We start from the raw sequence: 23,817 nt of genomic DNA, 5'->3' as shown, positions 1-23,817 counted from the left end.
AACAACAAGACAATCTGCACGTATGACTATGACAAAAACGGAACAACCAGGCATATCTATGAGATCAGAGGAAAAAAGAAAATAGAGCATAAGGACAACTCTGGAGATAAGTTTGTGGGCTGTGTAAATTCCCTAAGATATGATGGGGAATGTTACGATCCGGAGACAGGGCTGTTCTGTATCCAGGCAGGAAGCTACTACGATCCCAAGAAGAACAAAATAGTGGATGATACGTGTTATGTGGATATGGAAGGTCTGTTTGGGGATCAGTATGAAAGATTAAGCAGGGGGAAAAGTACAGAGGCTGACAAAAAGGAAGTTTCGCCTTTAAGCCTGCCAGGAACTTTGGAATCACAGCTTCTGTACGCTGCCACGAAAAAATATGATGCTGCGTTAAGTACAAATGTAGATGCTTATAGAAGCAACACATGGTATACTGATTTTAGCAGTCCTGCTATGCATTATAAACTGGCTGCCCGGATCATCTATGCAGAAAATACCAATACAAACAATAATATCAATATGAAAACGTACTTGCACTATAACAGGCAAGGAATTGCATGGGTTATTATTAACCGGCTTTTGGAAGATAAATATAGGAAAATGAAAGGACAGGCCTGTACCTTTTCCAATACATCCACACCGAATCTGTATTCAATTCTTACAAAAAGCGGGGCTTTTGCTTCATTAAATAGTCGAAATGCAAAAGATAAGATAACTCCTTCAGCAAATGAAGCATATCGGGAAGCTTTTATGCTTGCCTGCCTGATAAATGTATGCGGTTCTTTTGAAGAATATGATACAATTGTTCCAAGACCATTAGGTGTTACCTATCAATGTTATAATAAAGGTGCATTAAACACTGCTTCAAAGCCAAACTCTGGCTGGAGCAATGTAAGGTTTCCGGGGGATTTGGCGGCATTTACTGGCAAGAGCAGTTATGCAGGTTTTACATACTATTCCTCCATTGGAATGTTTAATGTGCTTCATTCCTATAAAAGTGAAACGTTAAACATCCAGTCTGTTTACTATAATTAAAGGAGTAGAAATCAATGTCTATGAAAAATAAAGAGAAGGTTCTTTTCCTAGTTCTTACTGTTTGTCTGTTAAGTGGCTGTGGAATGGTTAAAGAAAAGACGGAAGCCACAGAAGCAGAACATAAGGAGGCTGTAATAAAGAAAGCCATATCCAGTATTGAGGAGAAAAAATATCCCCAAGCCATAGGGATGTTATCTAAAATTAAGGATGACAAAAAGGCGGAAGATTTACTGCAGCAGCTTCGCTATCTTATCTCTGGAACGTATCTTGCTAATTTAGATATTGGGGTGGCAGCTATTGATAACAGTGGAAAGGTAAAAACAGCAGTTGATACTACAATCTATAAAGAGCCTATATATTCGGAGTGTTCTGATTGGAATAATATCATAAGTCTTTCTTGTGCATTTGAACGACTGGATGGATTGGATAAGGAGGGGAACGTTTATTCTACAAATGATCCAGATCCCGCCTATATCTATGTTATTGAAAAATTAAAATCTTACAAGGACATTGTAGCAATATCTACGGATTTTGATAATTATGTTTTGTTGTCTAAAACTGGAAAAATAGAAGCGTTTTCCCAAAAGTATGGTGAAGCACTCAATTATTTTAAAAAAGAAATTTCCACATGGACGGATGTTGTAAAGGTGGTAACGGGACAACGAAGAATTGCAGCATTGAAACGAGATGGCACAGTTTATATTGCGGATTATAATAAATATTATGGCGTAGATGGAACTGTGGATGATGAAGTGAACGACTGGACAGATATAGTAGATATCGCAGATGTTTTTGGAGGACCAATAGTTGGACTGAAATCCGATGGAACAGTAATTTGTTCCAAAGAGGAAATAAAAGGTCCAGATGGCAATCTGGTTAAAAATCCCCATGCCTTTCATGTATCTGGGTGGAATGATATTATTGCCATTTCCCAAAGCGGTTACAGTCTGTTGGGATTAAAGCGTGACGGAAGTGTAGTTGCTACTGGAGGAAATGCACATAAGCAGCTAGATGTTTCTGGCTGGCACGACATTGTAGCAATTGCTGCTGGAGACTGGATTTCAGTGGGGTTAAAATCCGATGGAACAGTGGTGATTGCTGGAGACTGTGGCAAGCTTGATCCGAAGGATGTGGCGAATATGAATGATCTATATGTACCAACAGTCAAATATTGATAGGTTCATAGTGTAAGGAAGGAAAGAATAAAGACACTTTATATTCCGCAATATAATAAGAAGTATAAAATTTAAGGGCTTTGGTGAGTCAAAAGCATAATGGCGTAAACGAAGTAAAAGGCTAGCGTTTTTAGACGCTAGCCTTTTGCTAGAGACTTATAGCCTCAGAGAAAACCACCCGTTTTGCTGGTAGTTCTGGTAATTATTTTTGTTTTTTTTCTACTTCCTGCATTTTCATAGCACGAACCTTGCTAGAAAGACCAAATAAATTAATAAATCCTTCTGCATCATGATGATCGTATAAGTCACCAGTTGTAAAAGAAGCAATACTTTCGTTGTATAATGTATAAGGGGATGTTTCACCAGCTTTGATGATATTGCCTTTGTAAAGTTTGAATTTAACTTCACCAGTAACGTATTTCTGGGTACTTTCAATGAAAGCCTGAGTTGCTTCACGCAGTGGTGTAAACCATTTTCCTTCATATACAATATCAGCCAGTTTGTTGCCCATTACTTTTTTCATGGTGTAAGTATCTCTGTCTAAGATCAGTTCCTCTAACTGCTGATGGGCTTCCATTAAGATAGTTCCGCCAGGAGTTTCATAAACACCACGGGATTTCATGCCAACAACACGGTTTTCAACGATATCAACAATACCAATTCCATGTTTTCCGCCTAATTCATTTAAAGTACGGATGATGTCAGAAACTTTCATTTCCTTTCCGTTTACGCTCTTAGGAACACCAGCCTCAAATGTCATGGTAACATATTCGCCTTCTTCAGGAGCTTTTTCAGGAGTAGTTCCTAACACTAATAAATGATCAAAGTCTGGTTCGCAGGCTGGATCTTCTAATTCAAGACCTTCGTGGCTGATGTGCCATAAGTTACGGTCACGGCTGTAGCTTGTGTCGGCGGAGAATGGCAGATCTATACCATGTGCTTTGCAGTATTCAATTTCTTCTTCACGGGAATTCATTGTCCAGGCATCATTTCTCCAGGCAGCAATAATCTTTAAGTCTGGGGCAAGTGCCTTGATGCCTAATTCAAAACGGATCTGGTCATTTCCTTTTCCAGTAGCACCATGGCAGATTGCAGTAGCACCTTCTTTTCTAGCGATTTCTACTAATCTTTTTGCGATAACTGGCCTAGCCATGGAGGTTCCTAATAAATATTTGTTTTCATATATAGCATTTGCCTGAACGCAAGGTACTACATATTCGTCACAGAATTCATCAATAACATCTTCTATGTACAATTTTGCTGCTCCACAAGAGATAGCTCTTTCCTCTAAGCCATCTAATTCCTCGCCTTGACCGCAGTCGATACAGCAGCAAACAACATCATAATCAAAGTTTTCCTTTAACCAAGGGATAATTGCAGTGGTGTCAAGTCCACCAGAATAAGCAAGAATTACTTTTTCTTTCATAATTTCTACCTCCGTTTTTGATTGTATGCAATATGTCATAAGCAATTGGGATTGCCTGCAGGTTTATGCAATGCAATGGGTTATGCATGCATGTTTATGCATTTGCTTTATTGATTATAAATATACAACAATTTTTATTAATATGCAAGTGTAAATTTGGACTTTTTAAAAAGGGGTGCAAATTTATCGCAATCACACGAAATATAAGGAAATTGTAAGAAAATCAATATGCTATGCATGGGGACTCTTCCTTATATTAGTAGAGGTATGGAATGTGAGGGAAAGGGGGAGAAAAAAGAGTTGCATAATATACACTGCTGTTGTATAATTATTAGCAATGGAAATTGCAATCTGGAAAAGGAGGACTACATATGAAAGAAATCATTGGCGGAGTGACAGCAGTGCAAGGTTTTACAGCGGCAGGCATTGCAGCAGGGCTTAAGAAAAACGGCAGAAATGATATGGCACTGGTATTTAGTGATGTAGATGCAGTGGCTGCAGGGGTTTTTACAACAAATGCTGTAAAAGCAGCTCCGGTGCAGCGTGATATAGAAATCGTAAAGACAAGAAAAACAGTCAGAGGCGTGGTATTAAATGCGGGAAATGCCAATGCCTGTACAGGGGAAGAAGGAAAGAAAGCAGATAAAGCTATGGCAGCAGCTGCAGCAGAAGCATTAGGCGTAGAAACAGATGATATTCTTACTTGCTCCACAGGAGTAATTGGACAGCTTCTTCCAGTTGGCAAAGTAACAGCAGGAGCTAAATTGCTGGCAGAATCCCTTTCTTCTGAAGGTGGCGACAAGGCCGCACAAGCCATTATGACAACCGACACTTATAGCAAACAATGTGCAGTGGAAGTCAAAATTGGTGGAAAAACAGTTACAATCGGGGCCATGACGAAAGGTTCTGGCATGATTCATCCGAATATGGCAACAATGCTTTGCGTGACAGCATCTGACGTTGCTATGAGCAAAGAATTATTACAGGAAGCAGTTCGTGACGTAGTAAACGTGTCTTTCAATATGATTAGCGTAGACAGGGATACTTCCACTAATGATTCTTACATGATTCTGGCCAATGGAAAAGCAGGAAATCCTGAAATTACCGAAAAAAATGCAGATTATGAAGCATTTAAAGAAGCATTATGCTATGTAGCAGTGAAATTGGCCAAATTAATGGCGGCGGATGGTGAAGGTGCTACCAAGCTGTTAGAGGTAACCGTAAAAAATGCTGCATCAGAAGAATCTGCAAAAGTATTAAGCAAAGCAGTTATTACTTCCAATCTGGTAAAAGCAGCAGTATTTGGAAGTGATGCAAACTGGGGAAGGATTATCTGTGCATTAGGTTATTCGGGAATAGAATTTAATCCGGAGGCTGTTGACCTGTGGGTAGAGAGTGAATCTGGAAAACTGAAACTTGCAGAAAATGGCCTTGCAACAGATTATAGTGAAGAATTTGCAACAAAAATTTTATCGGATAAAGAGGTTACAGTAACTGCGGATATGAAAATGGGCAAATACAATGCAACTGCCTGGGGATGTGATTTAACTTATGACTATGTTAAAATTAATGGTGATTACCGCTCTTAAGAAGCAGTTTCACTTGTAAGAACTTATAAGATAAGAGAAGAATAAAGAAAGGTTTGGAAATTGATATGGATGAATATATGCAGGAAATATTGATTAAGGCACAGACGTTAATTGAGGCACTGCCTTACATAAGAGATTTTACGAATAAGAAGATAGTAATTAAATACGGCGGAAGTGCAATGCTGGATTCAAAATTAGAGGAGAGTGTTATTAAAGATGTGGCACTGTTAAAACTGATTGGGATGAAGCCTATTATTGTACATGGTGGGGGAAAGGAAATCAGTAAATGGCTTGGCAAGATCGGTAAAGAATCTCAATTTGTCAAAGGATTACGTGTGACCGATGCAGAAACTATGGAAGTTGCGGAAATGGTTTTAAATAAAGTAAATAAGAACTTAGTCCAGATGATCGAACAGTTAGGAGTAAAAGCTGCTGGCATCTGTGGAAAAGATGGTGGAACTTTACGTTGTACCAAAAAGACAGTAGAAGGAGAAGATATCGGTTTTGTTGGAAACGTAGAGTATGTAGAAGAAACCTTAATTGATTCTTTAATAGATAATGATTTTATCCCTGTCATTGCTCCAATCGGTCTTGGAGATGATTATCAGTCTTATAACATTAATGCAGATGAAGCTGCCAGTGCGGTTGCGAAAGCCATTGGTGCAGAAAAACTGGCATTCTTAACAGATATTGAAGGTGTCTGCATGGACCCTAATGACAGTAAAACATTAGTATCCGTTTTAACACTGGAGAAAGCAAAACAGATGATAGATGACGGTTTCATTAGTGGCGGCATGCTGCCAAAAATCAATAACTGTATTGAAGCCGTAGAAAACGGAGTCAACAGAGTACATATCTTAGATGGAAGAAAGGAACATTGTCTATTGCTTGAGTTCTTTACGAAAAAAGGGATTGGAACTGCAATTATAGACGATCACAGAGCATTATATCCTCATGAAGAGGAAGAACTAGTGAAATAGGAGGCTGGTAAAATGGAAAATATGCAGACTGCAATAGAGGAAGCAGAACAGTATCTGATTCATACCTATAACCGTCATAAAGTGGTGCTGGAAAAAGGAAATGGAATGTATCTATATGATACAGAGGGAAAAGAGTATCTGGATTTTGGTGCAGGAATTGCTGTTTTTGCTCTTGGATACAACAACAAAGAGCTTAATGATGCTGTAAAGGAACAGGTTGACAAGCTGGTTCATACATCCAATCTGTTCTATAATGCCAATTTGAAAGACGCAGCGGAACAGGTAGTAAAGGCTTCTGGCATGAAAAAGGTGTTCTTTACCAACAGTGGTACAGAAGCCATTGAAGGAGCTGTAAAACTGGCTCGTAAATATGCTTACCTGAAAGGAAATAAAGACAGCGAGATTATTTCCATGAACCATTCTTTCCACGGAAGAAGTTTAGGTGCCTTAGCGGTAACAGGAAATGCACATTATCAGGAACCGTTTGGACCAATGAATGCAGGAATTAAGTTTGCAGAATACAACAATTTAGAAAGTGTAAAAGCACTGATTTCTGATAAGACCTGTGCAATCCTTTTGGAGACGGTACAGGGAGAAGGTGGAATCTATCCGGCTACGGAAGAATTTATCAAAGGAATTCGTGCATTATGTGATGAACACGATATTTTGATGATCTGTGATGAAATTCAATGCGGAATGGGAAGAACTGGTGAAATGTATGCATTCCAGAATTATGGAATCCAGCCAGATGTTGTAACCACTGCAAAAGCACTTGGATGCGGGGTTCCAGTAGGAGCTTTTCTTGCCAATGAAAAAACTGCAGATATTTTAGTACCAGGTGACCACGGAACTACTTATGGAGGGAACCCGCTTGTATTATCAGCAGTCAGAAAGGTATTTGAAATATACGAGAAGGAACATATTTTACAGCATGTAAAAGAAGTGGCTCCATATCTGGAAGAAAAGTTAGATGAACTTGCAGAGAAATATGAGTTTATCAAGGAACGTCGTGGAAAAGGAATGATGCAGGGGCTGGAATGTACAAAGCCTGTTGGACCTGTAATAGAAAAGGCCATAGAAAATGGATTGATTCTTGTTGCAGCAGGAGCCAATATCATTCGTTTTGTTCCGCCACTAATCATTGAGAAGAAACATGTGGACGAAATGGTTTCTAAACTGGAAACAGCATTTAAAGCATTACAGTAAGGAAACGTATAAATGCCTTGCAGATGATTCATACTAACTAAGATAAGGAGGTAGAATCATATGTGGGGCATTTTAATTGCAATTTTATCCGGTGCACTTATGAGTGTGCAAGGTGTTTTTAACACAGGGGTGACAAAGCAGACAGGTGTGTGGGTGGCTTCAAGTTTTGTACAGTTTAGTGCTTTTGTGGTATGTATTGCAGCATGGCTGATTACAGAAAGAAACGTAAACTTGTTGTCTGTATGTAAGATTGATAATAAATACATGCTTTTAGGTGGCATAATGGGAGCATTTATTACTTATACTGTAATTCAAAGTGTTGCCAGCCTAGGGCCAGCAAGAGCGGCCATTTTTATTGTAACGGCCCAGCTTGCAGCAGCTTATGTCATTGAACTGGCTGGTATGTTCGGAATGGATAAGGCGGATTTCCAATGGAGAAAGGTATTTGGCCTGGCAGTGATTATCGGCGGGATTTTCCTGTTTAAGTGGGAATGAGCGTAAGAAAAAGAAGAAAATATAAAAAAGGTATTGTATTAAAATTAGCATTTATGTAGAATAAGATTGTGTCTCATTGTGAAATGGTATAGAGGTATCCTTCATAAGGAGGCAATATGAAACGAGAGAGAAAAACGAGTGTGTTAAGTGAAGTGTTACCTGCTAAGAAAGGTCTTATTTTAATGGCAGCATGTATCCTGTGTCTTGCTTTCTGGTATGGTTCCAAAGGAAATTCAAAGAACATACAGGAGACTTTAACCTTGGACGAAGCGGTGGCGGTTACCATGCAGGCACCGCAGGTTTCGGATAAGGACAGAGCAGGAAATGCTGGAAAAAAATATTTCAGCTATGTCTGTGGAGCTGTGAAGAATCCTGGTGTCTACGAATTCAAAGAAGGTGCAAGAATTCTGGATCTGATAGAGTCTGCAGGAGGATTTACCAGACATGCAGATGATACGTATCTGAATCTGGCATTGGCAGTTTCTGATTCGGATAAGATATATGTTCCAACGAAACAGGAGACCAGAGAGGCTTTAAGAAATGGAACTGACGGTGAAAAACTGTTGGACAGCCGTGAAGATGACGCATCAGATAAAGTCAACATCAATACTGCAGATATTGATAAGCTTACTTCGTTACCAGGGATAGGAGAAGCAAAAGCAAAGAGCATTATCTCTTATCGGGAGGAACAAGGAACGTTTCAGGCAATAGAAGAATTAAAGAATGTAGAAGGAATTAAGGATGGTGTTTACCAGAAAATAAAAGACTTAATTTCCATTTAATAACGAGGTGAAAGAATTGGGAAAGAATGTGCTGGTCGTTGATGACGAAAAATTAATTGTAAAAGGAATCCGTTTTAGTTTAGAACAAGATGGAATGAATGTGGATTGTGCTTATGATGGGGAAGAAGCATTGGAGGCAGCCAGAAAAAAAGAATATGATGTAATTTTGCTGGATGTTATGTTGCCAAAACTAGATGGTTTTCAAGTGTGTCAGCAGATTCGGGAGTTTTCCCAGATGCCAATTATCATGTTGACTGCAAAAGGTGATGATATGGATAAAATACTAGGATTGGAATATGGTGCAGATGATTATATTACCAAACCTTTTAATATATTAGAAGTAAAAGCACGTATTAAAGCAATTATGAGAAGAAGCGGCAGCAATAAGAAAGAGAAAGAAGAAGAACAGGGCAAAACGGTTTCTTATGGACAGTTAAAAGTAGATTGCGAAGGCAGAAGAGTTTATATTGCGAATAAAGAAGTAAACTTAACAGCAAAAGAATTTGATTTGCTTGAGCTTCTGATGTTTAATAAGAATAAGGTCTATAGCAGGGAAAACCTTTTAAATACGGTTTGGGGATTTGACTATCCAGGTGATGTTAGAACAGTGGATGTGCATATCCGCAGGCTTCGTGAAAAAATCGAAAGTAATCCAAGTGAGCCTCAGTATATACATACCAAATGGGGTGTTGGTTATTTCTTTCAGGATTAGCAGTTCGCCTGCTTTAAGAAATGAATAGGATTTTCCAGATAAGAAGTTCTTAGGAACTTCTTATTTGCTGATTTGTGAAAAAATTATACAGAAAGGGCAGGTGAGGTGCCATCTTTAAGAAGATAAAACAAAAAATGAAAATATTCCAGAGCATGAAACTGCAGCTGATTACTGTTTGCATACTAATCGGGATACTGCCGATTTTTGCAATGTCCCAATTACTGCTGAAAACCTATGAAAGACGGGCAACGGATCAGAAAATATCGGAATTGGCACATAATATTACCATTATTTCTAATTTGCTTCTGTCCAATGGATTTTTTGCTTCTGCTGAGTCACCAGATATCAATGGCATCTTAAGTGAAATTGCACAGGTGGCGGATATTTATGAAGGAAGAATACTAATCGTGGATAGTGGACTTGCTATTCGATATGATACTTATGGCTTGGAAGAGGGGAAAACTTTAATTTCAGAAGAGGCCGTACAGGCAGTTCGTGGAACGAATGGAAAATACTTAGACAGAGAGAATCAGTATGTGGAATTAACGTATCCAGTTATCAATACAGATACCAAAGAAGTTGTAGGCGGCATTATTACTAGTTTTTCTATCGTTGGAATTCAAGACATATATGATAATTTACAGCAGGCAGCAGTTCTTATGTTTCTTGTGTTAGCAATTTTAGTCTGTACCTGTGCTATATTATACGGCAATTTTTATTTGAAACCGTTGAAACAGATGACCAGCTCTTTTGACCGGTGGTCTGATGGCTTAATGGATGAGAAAATTGAGTTTAAAGGTTTTAAGGAAATGGAGACTATTTCAGATTCCTTTAACCATATGTTATCCAGACTTCAGAAATTAGAGGACAGCAGACAGGAATTCGTGTCCAATGTGTCCCATGAATTAAAAACACCGATTACTTCTATTAAGGTGCTTTCAGATTCTCTGTTAAGCCAGGAGGATGTTCCAAATGAATTATACCGGGAGTTTCTTGTAGATATCACAGAAGAAGTTGAGAGGGAAAACAAGATTATAACAGACCTTCTTTCACTAGTAAAAATGGATAAGACAGCAGGAGAAATGAATATTGCAAGCATTAATATCAACGAACTGGTGGAACAGATATTAAAGCGTTTACAGCCAATTGCCAATAAAAGATCTATTGAACTGGTATTTGAATCTTTTCGCCCAGTAATGGCTGAAGTAGACGAAGTGAAACTCTCTCTTGCCATTAATAACTTAATTGAAAATGCGATTAAATATAATTTTGATGAAGGCTGGGTACATGTATCTTTAAATGCTGACCATAAGTTCTTCTATCTGAAAGTAGCGGATTCTGGAGTAGGAATTCCAGAAGATGCACAGGACTCTATTTTTGAACGTTTCTATCGTGTAGATAAAGCACGTTCCAGAGAGACTGGTGGAACAGGTCTTGGATTATCCATTACAAGAAATGCCATTCTGATGCATCGTGGAGCAATTAAAGTTTATAGCAAAGAGCAGGAAGGAACGACATTTACTGTCCGGATTCCTTTGACCTATATCGCATAGGAGGTGTTTTATATGTGGAAAAACAAGAAAAGTTTTGTTCTTTTGGCAGCTATATCTATTTTGGCATTATTTGGATGCAATAAAAATAAAGTTTCCGAAAAAGCAGGCGAGCCTTATGATATCTATTACTGTAACAGTGAAGAGACAGAGCTTGTCAGGGTAACTTACAGAACCAGGGAAACAGATGCAGGAAAACTTATTGTAGAGTTAATGAATGCATTATCAAAAGAACCAAAAACATTAAAATACAAGAAAGTGAAGCCAGATGCAGTAGAACTTTTGACATTTGAATTAAATGATGATGGCCAGCTGACTCTGCACTTCAGTTCACAGTATTCAGAATTGTCTAAGATATCTGAAATATTTCTTCGTGCAGCAGTAGTGAAGACAATGTGCCAGATTGAAGGTGTGGACTGCGTTGCTGTTTATGTTGAAGATCAGCCATTGATGCGGTCGGTAGATAAAACCTATGGATTTGAGACGGCACAGGACTTTATTGATAATACAGGCAAAAAAACAAATTTCAGCCAGAATGTTAATATGAGTCTTTATTTTGCCAATGAAAAGGGAAATGCCTTAAAGGAGGTGGATGTCAGGGTAACTTACGATGGAACGGTATCCTTAGAACAGCTGATTATCCAAAGACTGATTGATGGTCCAGATGTAATTGAGAACATCGAGGAAGAGGCCGTAAAGAAAACCATTCCCAAAGGGACTGTAGTACAAAAGACTGCTATTCGTGATGGAGTCTGTTACGTGTATCTGAATAAAGATTTTATGAAAAAACTTTCCCATGTAACAGATGAAGTAGTGATATATTCTATCGTGAATTCCCTTTGTGAAATGTCAAGCATTAATAAAGTGCAGTTTATGATAGATGGAAAAACAGTTCCAGCATATCGTGAAATGAGCGGATTTGACGGGTTCTTTGAGCGGAATCTGGATCTTGTGGAGTGATAGAGCTGTGAGATGGCCATAAATGTTATCTCTTTTTGTGTTGTTATAGTTTCATTTGTTCTAGTAATGTAAGTATTAAAACACAGCCTGCCGTCTAGGGAAACAGCAGGCTGTTTATTTGGGAGGAATGTCAATGGTCAAAAGACCTTCAATTTGGATACTATGCCTTTTTATGCTAGGTATCGTCTGTAATAAATATATATGTTCTGTTTTTGATTTTATTCCGATTTTTTTTATTATAAGTCTGATCTGTTTTCTTCTTTTTCATTATCTGAAAGTCAAATATGCAATTCAAACCGATACATTTCTTTTGGTACTTCCAATTGTTTTTTTTCTAGGATTTTATCTTCCAGATTATAATGATCAAATAAATCATCTGTCAGATTCCTTTTTAAACTGTGAACTTTATGTGAAGGGAACTGTGAAAAATGTGCTGGAAAAGGCATCGTATCAGGAAATATATCTAACAGATGTAAGGATTCAAAGGGATAATAAGGTTAGTGTTTTAACTGAATTAGTAGTACAAGAGGACTCTTTTGTGGAATGCCTCATTGGAAATCATGTGCTGGTAAAAGGGATTATAACGGAATTTGATAGAGCTACAAATCCTGGACAGTTTGATATGAAAGCCTATTATAAGGCAAAAGGAATCTGTTATCGAGTGTGGAATGGGAAAATAGAGAAAAATGAACCAAGTAAAATTCCGATGTATAAGTGGATATATAATGGAAAACAGAGCGTAAGCAGTACATTTAACAAGGCACTGGAAAAAGAAGACAGCGAGATTTTACATGCTATGGTACTTGGTGAAAAAAGTGAGTTGACAAAAGAAATCAAAGAATTGTATCAAAAAGCGGGAATATCCCATATCTTAGCCATTTCTGGCTTGCATATTTCTATGATAGGCTTGTTTTTATTTAAGTTGTTAAAAAAAATGGGTCTCCATCATAATTTTGCTTCCATCGTATGCATGGTACTGGTCTATCTGTATGGCATTATGACAGGTTTTAGTGTATCTACAAACCGTGCTGTTGTTATGATGTGCCTTTCTTTGTCTGCTTGCCTGGTAAGCCGTACCTACGATTCTATTTCAGCCATAGCTGTCAGCGGTCTGGTTATTCTTTTGCAGCAGCCATATCAGCTTTTTCAAAGTGGATTTCAGCTATCATTTCTAGCAGTATTTGGTGCGGTCTGGTTTTATCCTGTCTGTAGGGATTATCTTAATTGGCTTGTTCCGGATTATGAGAAAAAGATGCAGAGGAAAGAAAAATCGGAATATCATAGTTTGGGTGTATTTCTCAATCGGGTAAGCAGAGTGTTTCGGTCCTCTTTATTGGCAAGCTGCTGTATACAATGTCTTACGCTTCCTGTTATGTTGTGTTCTTTTTATGAAGTTGCTGTTTTAGCACCGATTCTTAATTTAGTGATCATTCCAGTTTCGTCTATCTTGATTTTGCTGGCGGTTTTCATCGGCATTGGAGGTTCAATATGGCTTCCTATAGGAAAAATGCTGGGACTCCTCGTTCATGGAATATTAGTGTTCTATCAGGTGATGTGCAAAAAATTTGCTGGAATCCCAGGGCAGGTTTTATTGACAGGCTGCCCAGAAAAATGGCAGATAGTATTCTTTGTTTTCTGCGTTCTATTATTTGTATGGCATGTACAATGCAAGAAAAAGAAAGAAGTTGGCATGCTGCTTCTTATAGGGACTGTGATACTTTGCCTGAATGTTCCCGTAAATGGACTAGAGGTTACCGTGTTAGATGTGGGACAAGGAGATGGAATAGTTATTCAAGACAGGCAGGGAGTAACCTGTATGATTGATGGAGGAAGTACAAGCGTGAAGGGAGTTGGAACGTATCGTATCCTTCCTTTTTTAAAATATAGTGGTATAAAGGAATTAGATTATTGCTTTTTAACTCATATGGACGAAGATCACGTAAATGGGATCAAAGAAATGATAGAAATAAGCAGGAAATATGGTTCTGTAAAGATAAATACGCTTGTCCTTCCCTCTATCAGCATGGCAGATGAGGCATATATAGAAATGGTACGGCTGGCAAAAATGACTGGAATACGTGTTATGTATATGGAACGAGGGCAAAAGATTCAAACCAAAGACCTAAGCATAAAATGCCTGCATCCGCCTTATGAATTTGCAGTGGATGACAGGAATTCAGCTTCACTTGTACTGGAACTTCAGTATGGAAGTTTTCGTATGCTCTTTACAGGGGATATAGATGAAATTGGCGAAAAGAGTGTGCTGGCATCTGGATATTTTAATGGAAAGGAATATGATGTGCTGAAGGTAGCTCATCATGGCTCGAAATACTCTAGCTGTAAAGAGTGGCTAGATGCAACAAGACCTAAGATGGCAATTATATCTTGTGGAAAAGGGAATCGGTACGGGCATCCTCATAAAGAACTTTTAGACAGGTTGCAAAAGTATAAGGGGGAAGTACGTCGAACGGATGTAAATGGAGCAATATGTATAAAAGCCAGAAGGTAAATATTGACAAATTCTAATATAAATACTATAATTATAGAAATATATAAAGATTAATGTTTTAAACTAATGTTGGCAGTATTTAAGTTTATTAAAGATAACTAAATAATATACTGTGTAAGGAGGGGAAAATATATGCAAAATCAATATGAAACATTAGAAGAACTTATTGGAGCTGAGGTAGAAATTGGAGGCGATGCAGGTCACTGCGTATGGATGGAGTAAGTTGAGACAATAAAAAGGCACTTTAAAAATAGTGCCTTTTTATTGTTATATTTAGAAAAAAATAAGTGTTCTTGATGAGTATGGAACATCTTGATTTTGGAGTGAAAAAAGTGAATAGAAATTACAAATTGTATTATGGAAGCCGAATAGTAAGTAATGTGGGAGATTCTTTTCAAGAGATAGCCATGATAGCGATGATAGCATGCTATCTAAATTCGACATATATTGCAGGATTGATTGTTATGTTTAATGCTGCTATTAGGGTTATTTGCTCTATTTTTGCAATAAATATTGTATTTCATAAAAAAACTAAAGATGTTTTGGCAGGACTGAACATATTGTATGGCGTAATTACGTTATTATTTTTTCTTGCATTTCATATGTCGGACAGCGTGCCGAGTTTTGTTTTGATTACATATGAGACTTTGTGTAGTTTGATATATACTTTTTATAAAATATATCAGGATGTTGTAATAAAGGAAGTGTGTAGGAAAAATGAGCAGATAGCGAGATTAATGACAACTGATAATATAGTCAGTGTGATGGTATCACTTGTTTCGACGGGGTTGCTTCTGGTTTTAGATATAGGTTCTTTTTTATTGCTTAATTCTTTTTCCTTTTTTATTGCTGCATTTCTTATAAAAATGTTAAAGATAGAGCAAGATGAGGTGGCAGTCGGGAAGATGTCCAAGTGTATTCTGAAAAATATCACTTCTTTTCAAAAGAATTATCCATATGTATATAAGATTTTAATAGTAAGCAGCATAATATCATTTTTTTATGCATCATATAATATCGTATTTCAGGCAGCTCTCAAGTATTACGCAATAAAAGCTGAATATATTGGCGTTTTAACATGTTTATTTTATGTTTTTACAATTGTTTTATCTTATATAGCTGGTTTCTTTAAAATTAAAAAAAGAGAGAAAGTTATCAATATTTTTTTATGTATAGGTGTATTAGGTGTGATAGTTTCTAGTTTTTTGTCAGGTATTAAATATTTATTGTGTATTATCGTTATATATTCAATATTTGGAGGCGGATATAATACATTTTGTCAGATTATTTTTCAAAATGAGGTAGAAAAGAAGGATATTCCAAAATTAAAAGGCATATATAATTTGTTTTGTGGAATGACAATTATGTTTTCGGGTTTCATTTCTCCTATTATGTTGAAAGGCTTATACATTAAGCTATTTGAAGGTATCATGATGCTTTTATTAATATTGTGTATAGTAGTTTTAAATGTAAGAGCGCCAAAATACAAGGGGGGATCGAATTGATTAAGACAATAGAAGTAAAAAAAGGAATGTATCTGCATATTCATAGTAAGTATGGATGGTATATAGATAGTGAAAAAAAATATAAGAGTAGTATGTTGAGTAATATTCCAATAGAAAGAAAAAGTAATAAAAGCAGTTTTTTTAATCATCCTAACATTTATGTTATGTCTGGATGTAATGGAAAATGTAAATACTGTTATCAGGAGGAGCATTTAAATCAAGGATTTAATAACTTGTCAATTACGGAAATAAAAAAGTTTCTGGATTTTTTAGAAGAGAGACAGGATAAGACACAACCAAAAATTATGGAATTGTTTGGGGGTGAGCCGCTTTTGAGAAAGGATATATTAGATATTATTGCTCTTATAAAACAAAGAGGATATCATATTAATATTGCAACGAATGGAACTTTGCCTATATTACGACAAAAAGAATTTATAGATTTATGTAAGGAAAGGGTTCATATAAGGATAAGTTTAGATGGACATACATCTGAGTTACATGAATTATATCGAACGAAAGGAAGTTTTGGAAAAATAGTTGAAAATATTCATGGATTAGTATCAAATCATATTGATACATCTGTAAAGAGTATTATTGTGGATAATAATTTTCCATATTTATATGATATTTTATGTTTTGTAAGAGATTGTCTTGGAATAAAAAAGTGGAATTATAATGTTTTATATCAGTTGCGGACTTGCCAAAAGAACAATGTAGTTTCTTCTGTTACTCATGATATGATGATAAAAGAGATGTGTAAGAAAAAATATTTTGAATTTATGCCGATGCTGATGCAAACACCATTTGCACAGATGATCACAAGTGTATTCATAAAGCAAACAAAGAAGTATCGTCGTACATATCCTTTTTTAAATTATGATGGAAAGATATATATAAATGATCAACTTATTGTGCCGGAATTTGAGTTAGGTACGATTGATACATTTAGAGAAGATTATTGGGAAATTATAAAAAAAATTGAGTTGCAGAGAAAAAGTTGTGAGATGTGTTATGCGGAAGATTACTGTTATCTTGGAAATTACGGTGAATTATATATGACAGATAGAACTCTTATTAGTGAATTTCCAACTTGTGATATTATGCGGAAATGTGTAGTCTATTTAATGAGTCAAGGAGAGTATGGGGTGGAAATGTTAAAAAATATTTATGTGGGGTAGAATGATGAAAAAAATACAAGTTAATCGAAATGATAATTCATGGTTTTATGATGAAATTAGAAGGGAAGGATGCAAAGGAAGATTTCCAGCTTCTAGAATTTGTGTTGATGAGTATTTAGTTAAACATGTATCAATTGGAATAACAAATAATTGTAATTTGAATTGTTCATATTGTTATAAATCCATTCATTCTGATAAAAAACTTTTAGAGATACCATTAAATGTATTAACTAATTTTTTGGATAAACTGATTAATATAAATATGGGAGAAAATCATTTGGAGACGGTACAGCTAATAGGAGGAGAGCCAACTTTATATAGGAATTTTATAGAATTATGCCAGTATTTGAAAAAGAAGAATATTGTAATCAGAGTATCAACAAATGGTACTAATACGAAAGTGTTACAAAGTGAAGAATTAAAAGAAATCTATCAGTCACATACTATGGAATTCCGAATTAGTTTGGATAATATAGATCCAGCTAGTAATAAAGAGTTAAGAGGAGGAAACTTTAAAATTATTGAAGAGAATATTAGATTCTTAGTTGTAAATGGAGCAAATATATCTGTCAAGTCTGTGATAACAAGAAAAAATATAGATAAGATACAGGATATATTGTTTTATTTAGATGGCTTAGGTGTGAAAAATTTTTCCTATTCAACATTGTATCATTTAGGTTATGCTTCTGACGATAAGTTTTATAACGAAAACTATGTAAGTGATCTTGAAGTATTTGAAGCATTTCTTAAAATAATGAAAAATGAACCGAGATTTGTTCCAATGCTTAAGTCTAATATTATTTTTCATACGCTGGAAGCATTATTTATAAAGAAACCACCATATTTTTTTACAAAATTTTATTTATATATGAATTATGATGGAAATATTTATGTACAAGATCAGCTTATATATGAAGAATTTAAACTTGGAAATGTATATGACGATCCAGATGTTGAATACTTGTGTTCCGAATTGCGAAAAATGAAAATTAAGTATGAATTAATGAAAGAAGAATGTATATCTTGTGATTATTTCCCATTTTGCACAAAAGGAAATTATGGGGAATTATATCAGTTTGATCAGCATTTGAACAAGGCATTTCCAACATGTAAAGATATGAAAAATTTGATTACATTTTTTATTGAAAATGCAGATATATCAAAGCAGTTTTTAATTCATTTGTTTCGGTAATAATTAAATGAAGAAGATATCTAATTTATTGGAAGCAAGGATTTATATGTCGAAATTTCTTAGCAACTTTTGCATTTTATGCAATTTTACATAGCAATTTTTCAGTTGAAGCAAAATGACTCCAATGATATTATAAAAGAGTATTAAGCAGTTGGGGTATTCCATACGAAGAGTAAGGGGAAAGTATTCTGTTTGGGAAGTTAGTATCATGGGAAGGAAAGGTGGAAATATGGGAAAACAAATGATTTCACGCAAAAAAAAGGCAAAGCAGCTTTTTGCAGCAGCAATGGCAGCAGCAATGGCAGGTGGCATGATTCCGAATGGAACAGTTCCTGCCAATGTACAAGTAAAGGCAGAAACTGTTGGGATTACAGAAGATTTTAATAAATACGAAAATGTAAGCCAGAGAATCGGTTCTCAGTTTGGAAGTCCAGCATTTGCATTATCTGAAAATGGGGCAGGGGGTTCCAAAGCGTTACAAGTAGGTGATCGTAAAGAAAATTATTTTGGCTATTCTTATGATGTAACAAAGTTTAGAGGGAATACAGTAAAGGTAAGTGCGGCTATGGCAGCATATGAAGCTTTGGAAGCACAGGAAAATCAGCTAAGTGCAACAATAAAAATTACAAAATCTGGTGCAGATGATGATTACCAGTATGTAGCTGGCGGAACTGCTACTGGCAGTCAGTTTATTACAATTGATGGGACATATGAGATTCCAAAGGACTGCGACAAAGCAGAAATTTATTTTGAAGCACCAAAAGATGTAAATTATCTTATTGATGATGTGTCTATTACAGTAGAAGGTGAGTATGTAGATCCGACTGTAAAACCTGCTTATGTAGATGTTACGCAATATGAGATATTAAAAGATTTATATAAAACATATTTTAAAATGGGTGTTGCTTCGGAAGCAATCAGCAACTGGAACAACCAGTTAAGTGAAATTGGCAATCCAGCAAAAGAAGCATTGATTAAACAGGAATTTAATAGTTTGACATTTGGCAATGAGTTAAAACCAGATTATAACATGGGATTTAAAAGTGAAGAAGCAACAGATACGAATTTGCCATTTGTTATCAATAAAGCGGCAAAAGAGATGCTTGACTGGGCAAAAGACAATGGTATAAAAGTCAGAGGACACGTACTGGTATGGCACTCACAATGTCCAGATGCTATTTTCTGTAAAGATTATAATCCGGTTTATAAAGATGCTAATAAAAAGGTATTAGATCCAAGCTGTTATGAATCCAAGGAAGTTATGTTAAAACGTTTGGAAAGCTATATTCATAACACTATAAAATATATGTATGAAAATGGTTATGGTGATGTTATTTATGCATGGGATGTGGTAAATGAAGCAGTCGAACCTGGAACAAACCAGTATGATTTAAGAAATAGTTACTGGTATCAGACAATGGGGACTGATTTTATGTATTACTCCTTCCGATATGCAAGAGAAGCAGTAGATAAATATGCAAAAGAGTATGCATCCGTTTATCATGTGGATCCAGAAGATGAGAACGGGGTAGCAGGTATCAAGCCTAAGTTATTCTACAATGACTATAATGAATTTCAGGCTAATAAAAGAGATGCGATTATCCGTATCTTAACAGAGGATATTAACGGTCATAATATTAAAAAAGAAGGTTATATTGATGGTGTGGGAATGCAGTCTCACGTAACCGATACAACCAACATTAACGATTTTATAACGGCAATGCGTATGTATAGCGAAGCAGTCGGTGAAGTACATATTACAGAACTTGATGTAGGCCAGACATCTGCAGGTGTCAATGCAGATTATTATCAGGCATTGTTCTTTAACAACTTCTTTAAGGCATTAGTGAAAGCGAGAGAGGAAGGAGTAAATTTAACAAGTGTTACGATCTGGGGATTAACAGATGATAACTCATGGAAGAAAGAATCCTCTCCACTTATATTCCGTTCTGATTTATCCAAAAAATTAGCCTTTGATGGAATCGTAAATGCAGTAACAGGAAAAGAAATGCCGGAACCAGAATATGTTGCACCAGATTTTTCAGATATAAATATGAATTTTGAAGGGGAAGACGTTGAAGGATTTACAGCACGTGGAGACGGTAAACTTGCTGTACAGCATGAAATTGTCTATAAGGGCAATGGCGCTTTGGCAGATACTGGAAGAACTTCAACTTGGAATGGTGCTTCCTTTGATGTGTCAAGGTTTGTTGGACAGAGAATTGCAGTTTCAGCATGGGTTAAGAGTGATGCAGAACAAGTAAAACTATCTGCTGATATTGATGGAAAATGGCCAAATATTGCCTCTGCCACATCTAACGGGAAATGGGTCCGTATTAAAGGAGAATATAAAGTGCCTTCTGATCTGACTGCATTAAAACTTTATTTTGAGGCATCTGATTTAAGTGATATTTACATTGATCAGGTGAAAGTAAAATTAGTTGGATTAGAAGAAGGTTTTGAGGAGGACACACATATTGCAAAAGCCAGAGGGGTAGGACATATGCCTTTTGTGGCCGTAACGGATACGGTAAAGAGAAGTGGAAGCAAATCTTTAAAAGTAATGCGTGATGCACAGGAAGCTACTATGAGTTTTGACGTAAGTAAATATGTTGGGCAGACTGTAAATGTAAAAGCTTATGTAAAAACAGAGGATTCTGAAATCAGACTTGGATTAGATGGAGACACGCCAGTGGAAATTGCCCGTGTAAAAGCTGTCAAAGGCGGATGGACTGAAATTACAGGACGTATAGCAATTTCTAATAAAGCAACTTCTGCTAATATGTACATTGAAACAGATGGAAGTGCAGATTTTTATGTAGATGATATTTGTGTGGGCATTGCTGATTATGTAGATGATGTAGAAGGCGAAGGCTTGAATTTCACAACTCGCTGGGGTGGTGCAGGAACTATTTCCAAAGTAGAAGATGGAAAAGGAAACCATGCGGTATTATTAACAAATCGAGAGGAAACTTATTATGGAACCTGTTTTGATGTATCTGCTTATTTAGGTATGGAAGTGGAAATTTCTTTGGATGTTAAGACAGATGATGCTACTATTAGCTTATCTGGAGATATTAACAATGAATGGCCTAATTATGCAAAGGTTGCATCAGAGCCAGGGAAATATAAAACGGTTCGTACTATTGTGAATTTACCAAAGGGTGATTTAACTGCATTAAAGCTTTATGTTGAAACAGATGGGAATTCTGATTTATATGTAGATAATCTAAAGATTAGAAGGGTTGGCATTGACGAAGAACAAGAGGCAAAACCAAGTACGCCAGCATCACCAGAACCAAGCATTGAACCATCCAGAAAACCAGTACATGAAGTGAATGTAAATATATCAAAAGTGAAAGATGTGATTGTAAAGGCGGTAGAATTAAAGAAACATCTTTCACAGGGGGAAGATGTTATCTTACACGTAATAGATAGAAATGGAAAAGAGTTATGCACATGGACCTTTGCTTCTGATAATTATAGTGCTTCTGTAAAAATGAAAGATATAAAACTTGGCGTTACAACAGGCTCAGCAAAATCTGCTGGATATTCAGGTGGAATGTTAGTTGCAATGGAACATAAGAACAAACTGCCGATGGAAGCAAAAGTAAAAGTAAAAGCGGAAAAAAGATTTAAGGCGGGAACGAAGTTATACTTATACCGTAAAGATAAAAAGAGCAAGAAACTATATTGTCTGCCAAGCTGCAATTACAAAGTTGATGCCAATGGCTATGTAGTACTAAATGTAGCCGCAGGTGCAGACTATGTATTATTGCCAGCAGTAGCTAAGGATTCAGAAAAAGTGAGTGTTCTGGCTCAGGTTGTGGCTGCAAAAGATGTTATTTTGAAAAAAGGAAGTACAAAGTCTGTAGTGCCAGTTTTACCAGATACCTTAGTACCAATGAATTCTTTTAAGAATTTCAAAGCAGCAGAACATAAAGCAGTATATGGTGCAACGATTACCTATAAGACAAGCAAGAAATCTGTTGCAACTGTTTCAAAAGATGGTAAAGTAACTGCAAAAGGCAAAGGAAAAGCAACAATTACAGCTACAGTGAAAACCAGTAATGGATGGTCAAGAAATTATAAGACAACGATTACAGTAAAATAAGGATAGCTTTTATAAAGGGCAGTCTGTCATTTTGTCAGACTGTCCTTTTTCTCTGGGCAAGAAGGTATAAAAATGGATTGGAAAGCGGATGTGTCTAAGACATTTGGAATATTTCCAGAAAATAAAATTTACACTTGATTCTTTTCCCGAATGTGGTTACAATAGTATAGGTATTTCCGTTAGGAAAACAAGAGGAAATTCAATTGAGTAGTTAGGAGTGCCTTATGCAAATTATTAAAGAACATATCAAGCTCAAGCAGTTTAAGCAATGCTATTTGCTGTATGGTACAGAAGAATATTTAAAAAAGCTATATAAAAATAAGTTAAAGACAGGAATCATTGGTGATGAAGATACTATGAATTATACTTATTTTGAAGGCAAGTCAATTGAAATTCCAAAAGTAATAGAAGTTGCAGAAACAATGCCTTTTTTTAGTGAACGCCGTCTTATACTGATTCAGAATAGCGGTTTGTTTCAATCAGCCAATGACTTGGCGGATTATATAAAAACAATGCCGGATTACTGCTATATTATTTTTGTGGAATCAGAGGTGGATAAGCGAAACCGTTTGTATAAAGCGGTAAAAGACATCGGTGTTATTGCTAAGATGGATGGCTTGGATGAAAAAAATGTTCAGCTATGGGTTGCACAGCTTTTAAATCGTTCGGGCAAGAAGATAACAAAGGATACCTTGATGTATTTCCTGAATAAATCCGGAACGGATATGGAAGGCATGGTGCAGGAAGTTGAAAAACTGGTTTGTTATGCAATGGATAAAGAGGTCATTACGGCAGAAGATATTGATGCTGTCTGTGTTACACAGGTTTCAAATCAGATTTTCTTAATGATAGATGCGATTGCTTCTGGAAAGCAGAAGCAGGCATTAGGCCTTTATTACGATTTGCTGGCATTACGGGAAAAGCCAATGTCAATTTTATTCTTAATCACGAGACATTTTAACATTCTGTTACAGGTGAAGGAACTGCAGGGACAGAATCGGAATGATGTTGCCAAAAAGGCTGGAGTACCGCCATTTGCAGTACACAAATACATGTCTCAGGCGGACCGTTTTACAAAACAGGGGCTGATTGCCAGTCTGAAAAACTGTGCCGAGATGGAAGCACAGGTTAAAACCGGCCTTATGGCCGATCAGATGGCTGTGGAGCTGTTAATTGTGAAGTTTAGCCAAAGGTAAGTATGTATTGTGGCAAAGGATAAATTCTATTCATAATGTGGAGACGTATCGAAGAGGCCATAACGAGAACGACTCGAAATCGTTTTGCCTTAACAGGCACGTGGGTTCGAATCCCACCGTCTCCGTTTTTCTGGGAAAGCATGAAGTCTAAAATTCTGTATGTTCTCATATTCTTATTTTTAACTCAAAAAAGAATAATTGAATAAT

At 36.3% G+C, this 23,817-nt stretch carries 17 protein-coding genes and 1 tRNA gene; 17 read left to right on the top strand and 1 reads right to left on the bottom strand.

Annotation, left to right across the window (positions count from 1 at the left end; translation table 11 throughout):
* Window positions 1–1,038: hypothetical protein (locus BMY85_RS15700; protein ID WP_177180776.1), on the top strand; the 1,038-nt coding region annotated here is incomplete at its 5' end.
* Window positions 1,039–1,052: 14 nt separating this feature from the next.
* The gene (locus BMY85_RS12180; protein ID WP_092478553.1) at window positions 1,053–2,213 is read left to right on the top strand and encodes a hypothetical protein; all 1,161 of its coding nucleotides are present in this window, start codon (window positions 1,053–1,055) and stop codon (window positions 2,211–2,213) included.
* A gap of 202 nt (window positions 2,214–2,415) precedes the next feature.
* Here BMY85_RS12180 and BMY85_RS12175 read toward each other — a convergent pair whose 3' ends face one another.
* Window positions 2,416–3,639 carry an argininosuccinate synthase gene (locus tag BMY85_RS12175; protein WP_092478552.1) on the bottom strand — a complete coding sequence of 408 codons (1,224 nt, stop codon included), beginning with the start codon at window positions 3,637–3,639 and terminating at the stop codon, window positions 2,416–2,418.
* A 371-nt stretch (window positions 3,640–4,010) separates the two neighbouring features.
* Here BMY85_RS12175 and argJ point away from each other — a divergent pair, with 371 nt between their 5' ends.
* The 15 genes from argJ to BMY85_RS12100 all read left to right on the top strand — a co-directional run bounded on the left by argJ (window position 4,011) and on the right by BMY85_RS12100 (window position 23,735).
* Window positions 4,011–5,228, top strand: a complete 1,218-nt coding sequence (argJ, locus tag BMY85_RS12170; RefSeq protein ID WP_092478551.1) for a bifunctional glutamate N-acetyltransferase/amino-acid acetyltransferase ArgJ — start codon at window positions 4,011–4,013, stop codon at window positions 5,226–5,228.
* A gap of 65 nt (window positions 5,229–5,293) precedes the next feature.
* Window positions 5,294–6,208, top strand: a complete 915-nt coding sequence (argB, locus tag BMY85_RS12165; RefSeq protein ID WP_092478550.1) for an acetylglutamate kinase — start codon at window positions 5,294–5,296, stop codon at window positions 6,206–6,208.
* Window positions 6,209–6,220: 12 nt separating this feature from the next.
* Window positions 6,221–7,414, top strand: coding sequence for an aspartate aminotransferase family protein (locus BMY85_RS12160; RefSeq protein WP_330387284.1), 1,194 nt, complete (start codon window positions 6,221–6,223; stop codon window positions 7,412–7,414).
* A 60-nt stretch (window positions 7,415–7,474) separates the two neighbouring features.
* Entirely contained in the window at window positions 7,475–7,909 is a 435-nt protein-coding gene (locus BMY85_RS12155) for a DMT family transporter (protein WP_092478549.1), read from the top strand.
* Between the two features lie 116 nt (window positions 7,910–8,025).
* Entirely contained in the window at window positions 8,026–8,691 is a 666-nt protein-coding gene (locus BMY85_RS12150; RefSeq protein ID WP_092478548.1) for a helix-hairpin-helix domain-containing protein, read from the top strand.
* Between the two features lie 16 nt (window positions 8,692–8,707).
* Complete coding sequence (locus BMY85_RS12145; protein ID WP_092478547.1) at window positions 8,708–9,403, top strand: response regulator transcription factor; 696 nt, start codon at window positions 8,708–8,710, stop codon at window positions 9,401–9,403.
* A gap of 134 nt (window positions 9,404–9,537) precedes the next feature.
* Entirely contained in the window at window positions 9,538–10,956 is a 1,419-nt protein-coding gene (locus tag BMY85_RS12140; protein WP_092478546.1) for a sensor histidine kinase, read from the top strand.
* Between the two features lie 12 nt (window positions 10,957–10,968).
* Entirely contained in the window at window positions 10,969–11,913 is a 945-nt protein-coding gene (locus BMY85_RS12135; RefSeq protein ID WP_092478545.1) for a GerMN domain-containing protein, read from the top strand.
* Between the two features lie 127 nt (window positions 11,914–12,040).
* Window positions 12,041–14,422, top strand: a complete 2,382-nt coding sequence (locus tag BMY85_RS12130) for a DNA internalization-related competence protein ComEC/Rec2 (protein ID WP_143066381.1) — start codon at window positions 12,041–12,043, stop codon at window positions 14,420–14,422.
* Between the two features lie 302 nt (window positions 14,423–14,724).
* On the top strand, window positions 14,725–15,927 hold the full coding sequence (locus BMY85_RS12125; RefSeq protein WP_177180774.1) for an MFS transporter: 1,203 nt from the start codon (window positions 14,725–14,727) through the stop codon (window positions 15,925–15,927).
* Window positions 15,924–17,108: a radical SAM protein gene (locus tag BMY85_RS12120; protein WP_092478542.1), complete on the top strand. Its 1,185-nt coding sequence runs from the start codon at window positions 15,924–15,926 to the stop codon at window positions 17,106–17,108. Before BMY85_RS12125 ends, BMY85_RS12120 begins: the two co-directional genes overlap by 4 nt.
* A 1-nt stretch (window position 17,109) precedes the next feature.
* A complete protein-coding gene (locus tag BMY85_RS12115) occupies window positions 17,110–18,300 on the top strand; it encodes a radical SAM/SPASM domain-containing protein (protein WP_177180773.1) in 1,191 nt (396 codons plus the stop codon).
* A gap of 208 nt (window positions 18,301–18,508) precedes the next feature.
* Complete coding sequence (locus BMY85_RS12110; protein ID WP_092478540.1) at window positions 18,509–22,414, top strand: endo-1,4-beta-xylanase; 3,906 nt, start codon at window positions 18,509–18,511, stop codon at window positions 22,412–22,414.
* Window positions 22,415–22,638: 224 nt separating this feature from the next.
* Entirely contained in the window at window positions 22,639–23,610 is a 972-nt protein-coding gene (gene holA, locus BMY85_RS12105; RefSeq protein WP_092478539.1) for a DNA polymerase III subunit delta, read from the top strand.
* A 39-nt stretch (window positions 23,611–23,649) separates the two neighbouring features.
* Window positions 23,650–23,735 (top strand) — tRNA-Ser (locus BMY85_RS12100).
* The last annotated feature ends 82 nt before the right edge of the window (window positions 23,736–23,817 follow it).

The organism is [Clostridium] polysaccharolyticum, from assembly GCF_900111595.1.
GTDB lineage: Bacteria > Bacillota > Clostridia > Lachnospirales > Lachnospiraceae > Clostridium_AI > Clostridium_AI polysaccharolyticum.
The sequence above is the reverse complement of the archived record's forward strand: the minus strand, read 5'-3'. Positions and strand labels throughout refer to the sequence as shown.

What these genes read in the sequence shown, in the direction of transcription:
- BMY85_RS12130 (WP_143066381.1), top strand. Translation starts at nt 12,041, where the DNA reads ATGTCAATGGTCAAAAGACCTTCAATTTGGATACTATGCCTTTTTATG.
- BMY85_RS12160 (WP_330387284.1), top strand. Translation starts at nt 6,221, where the DNA reads ATGGAAAATATGCAGACTGCAATAGAGGAAGCAGAACAGTATCTGATT.
- BMY85_RS12140 (WP_092478546.1), top strand. Translation starts at nt 9,538, where the DNA reads ATGAAAATATTCCAGAGCATGAAACTGCAGCTGATTACTGTTTGCATA.
- argB (WP_092478550.1), top strand. Translation starts at nt 5,294, where the DNA reads ATGGATGAATATATGCAGGAAATATTGATTAAGGCACAGACGTTAATT.
- BMY85_RS12150 (WP_092478548.1), top strand. Translation starts at nt 8,026, where the DNA reads ATGAAACGAGAGAGAAAAACGAGTGTGTTAAGTGAAGTGTTACCTGCT.
- BMY85_RS12110 (WP_092478540.1), top strand. Translation starts at nt 18,509, where the DNA reads ATGGGAAGGAAAGGTGGAAATATGGGAAAACAAATGATTTCACGCAAA.
- BMY85_RS12125 (WP_177180774.1), top strand. Translation starts at nt 14,725, where the DNA reads ATGGAACATCTTGATTTTGGAGTGAAAAAAGTGAATAGAAATTACAAA.
- argJ (WP_092478551.1), top strand. Translation starts at nt 4,011, where the DNA reads ATGAAAGAAATCATTGGCGGAGTGACAGCAGTGCAAGGTTTTACAGCG.
- holA (WP_092478539.1), top strand. Translation starts at nt 22,639, where the DNA reads ATGCAAATTATTAAAGAACATATCAAGCTCAAGCAGTTTAAGCAATGC.
- BMY85_RS12155 (WP_092478549.1), top strand. Translation starts at nt 7,475, where the DNA reads ATGTGGGGCATTTTAATTGCAATTTTATCCGGTGCACTTATGAGTGTG.
- BMY85_RS12180 (WP_092478553.1), top strand. Translation starts at nt 1,053, where the DNA reads ATGTCTATGAAAAATAAAGAGAAGGTTCTTTTCCTAGTTCTTACTGTT.
- BMY85_RS12115 (WP_177180773.1), top strand. Translation starts at nt 17,110, where the DNA reads ATGATGAAAAAAATACAAGTTAATCGAAATGATAATTCATGGTTTTAT.
- BMY85_RS12135 (WP_092478545.1), top strand. Translation starts at nt 10,969, where the DNA reads ATGTGGAAAAACAAGAAAAGTTTTGTTCTTTTGGCAGCTATATCTATT.
- BMY85_RS12175 (WP_092478552.1), bottom strand. Translation starts at nt 3,639, where the DNA reads ATGAAAGAAAAAGTAATTCTTGCTTATTCTGGTGGACTTGACACCACT.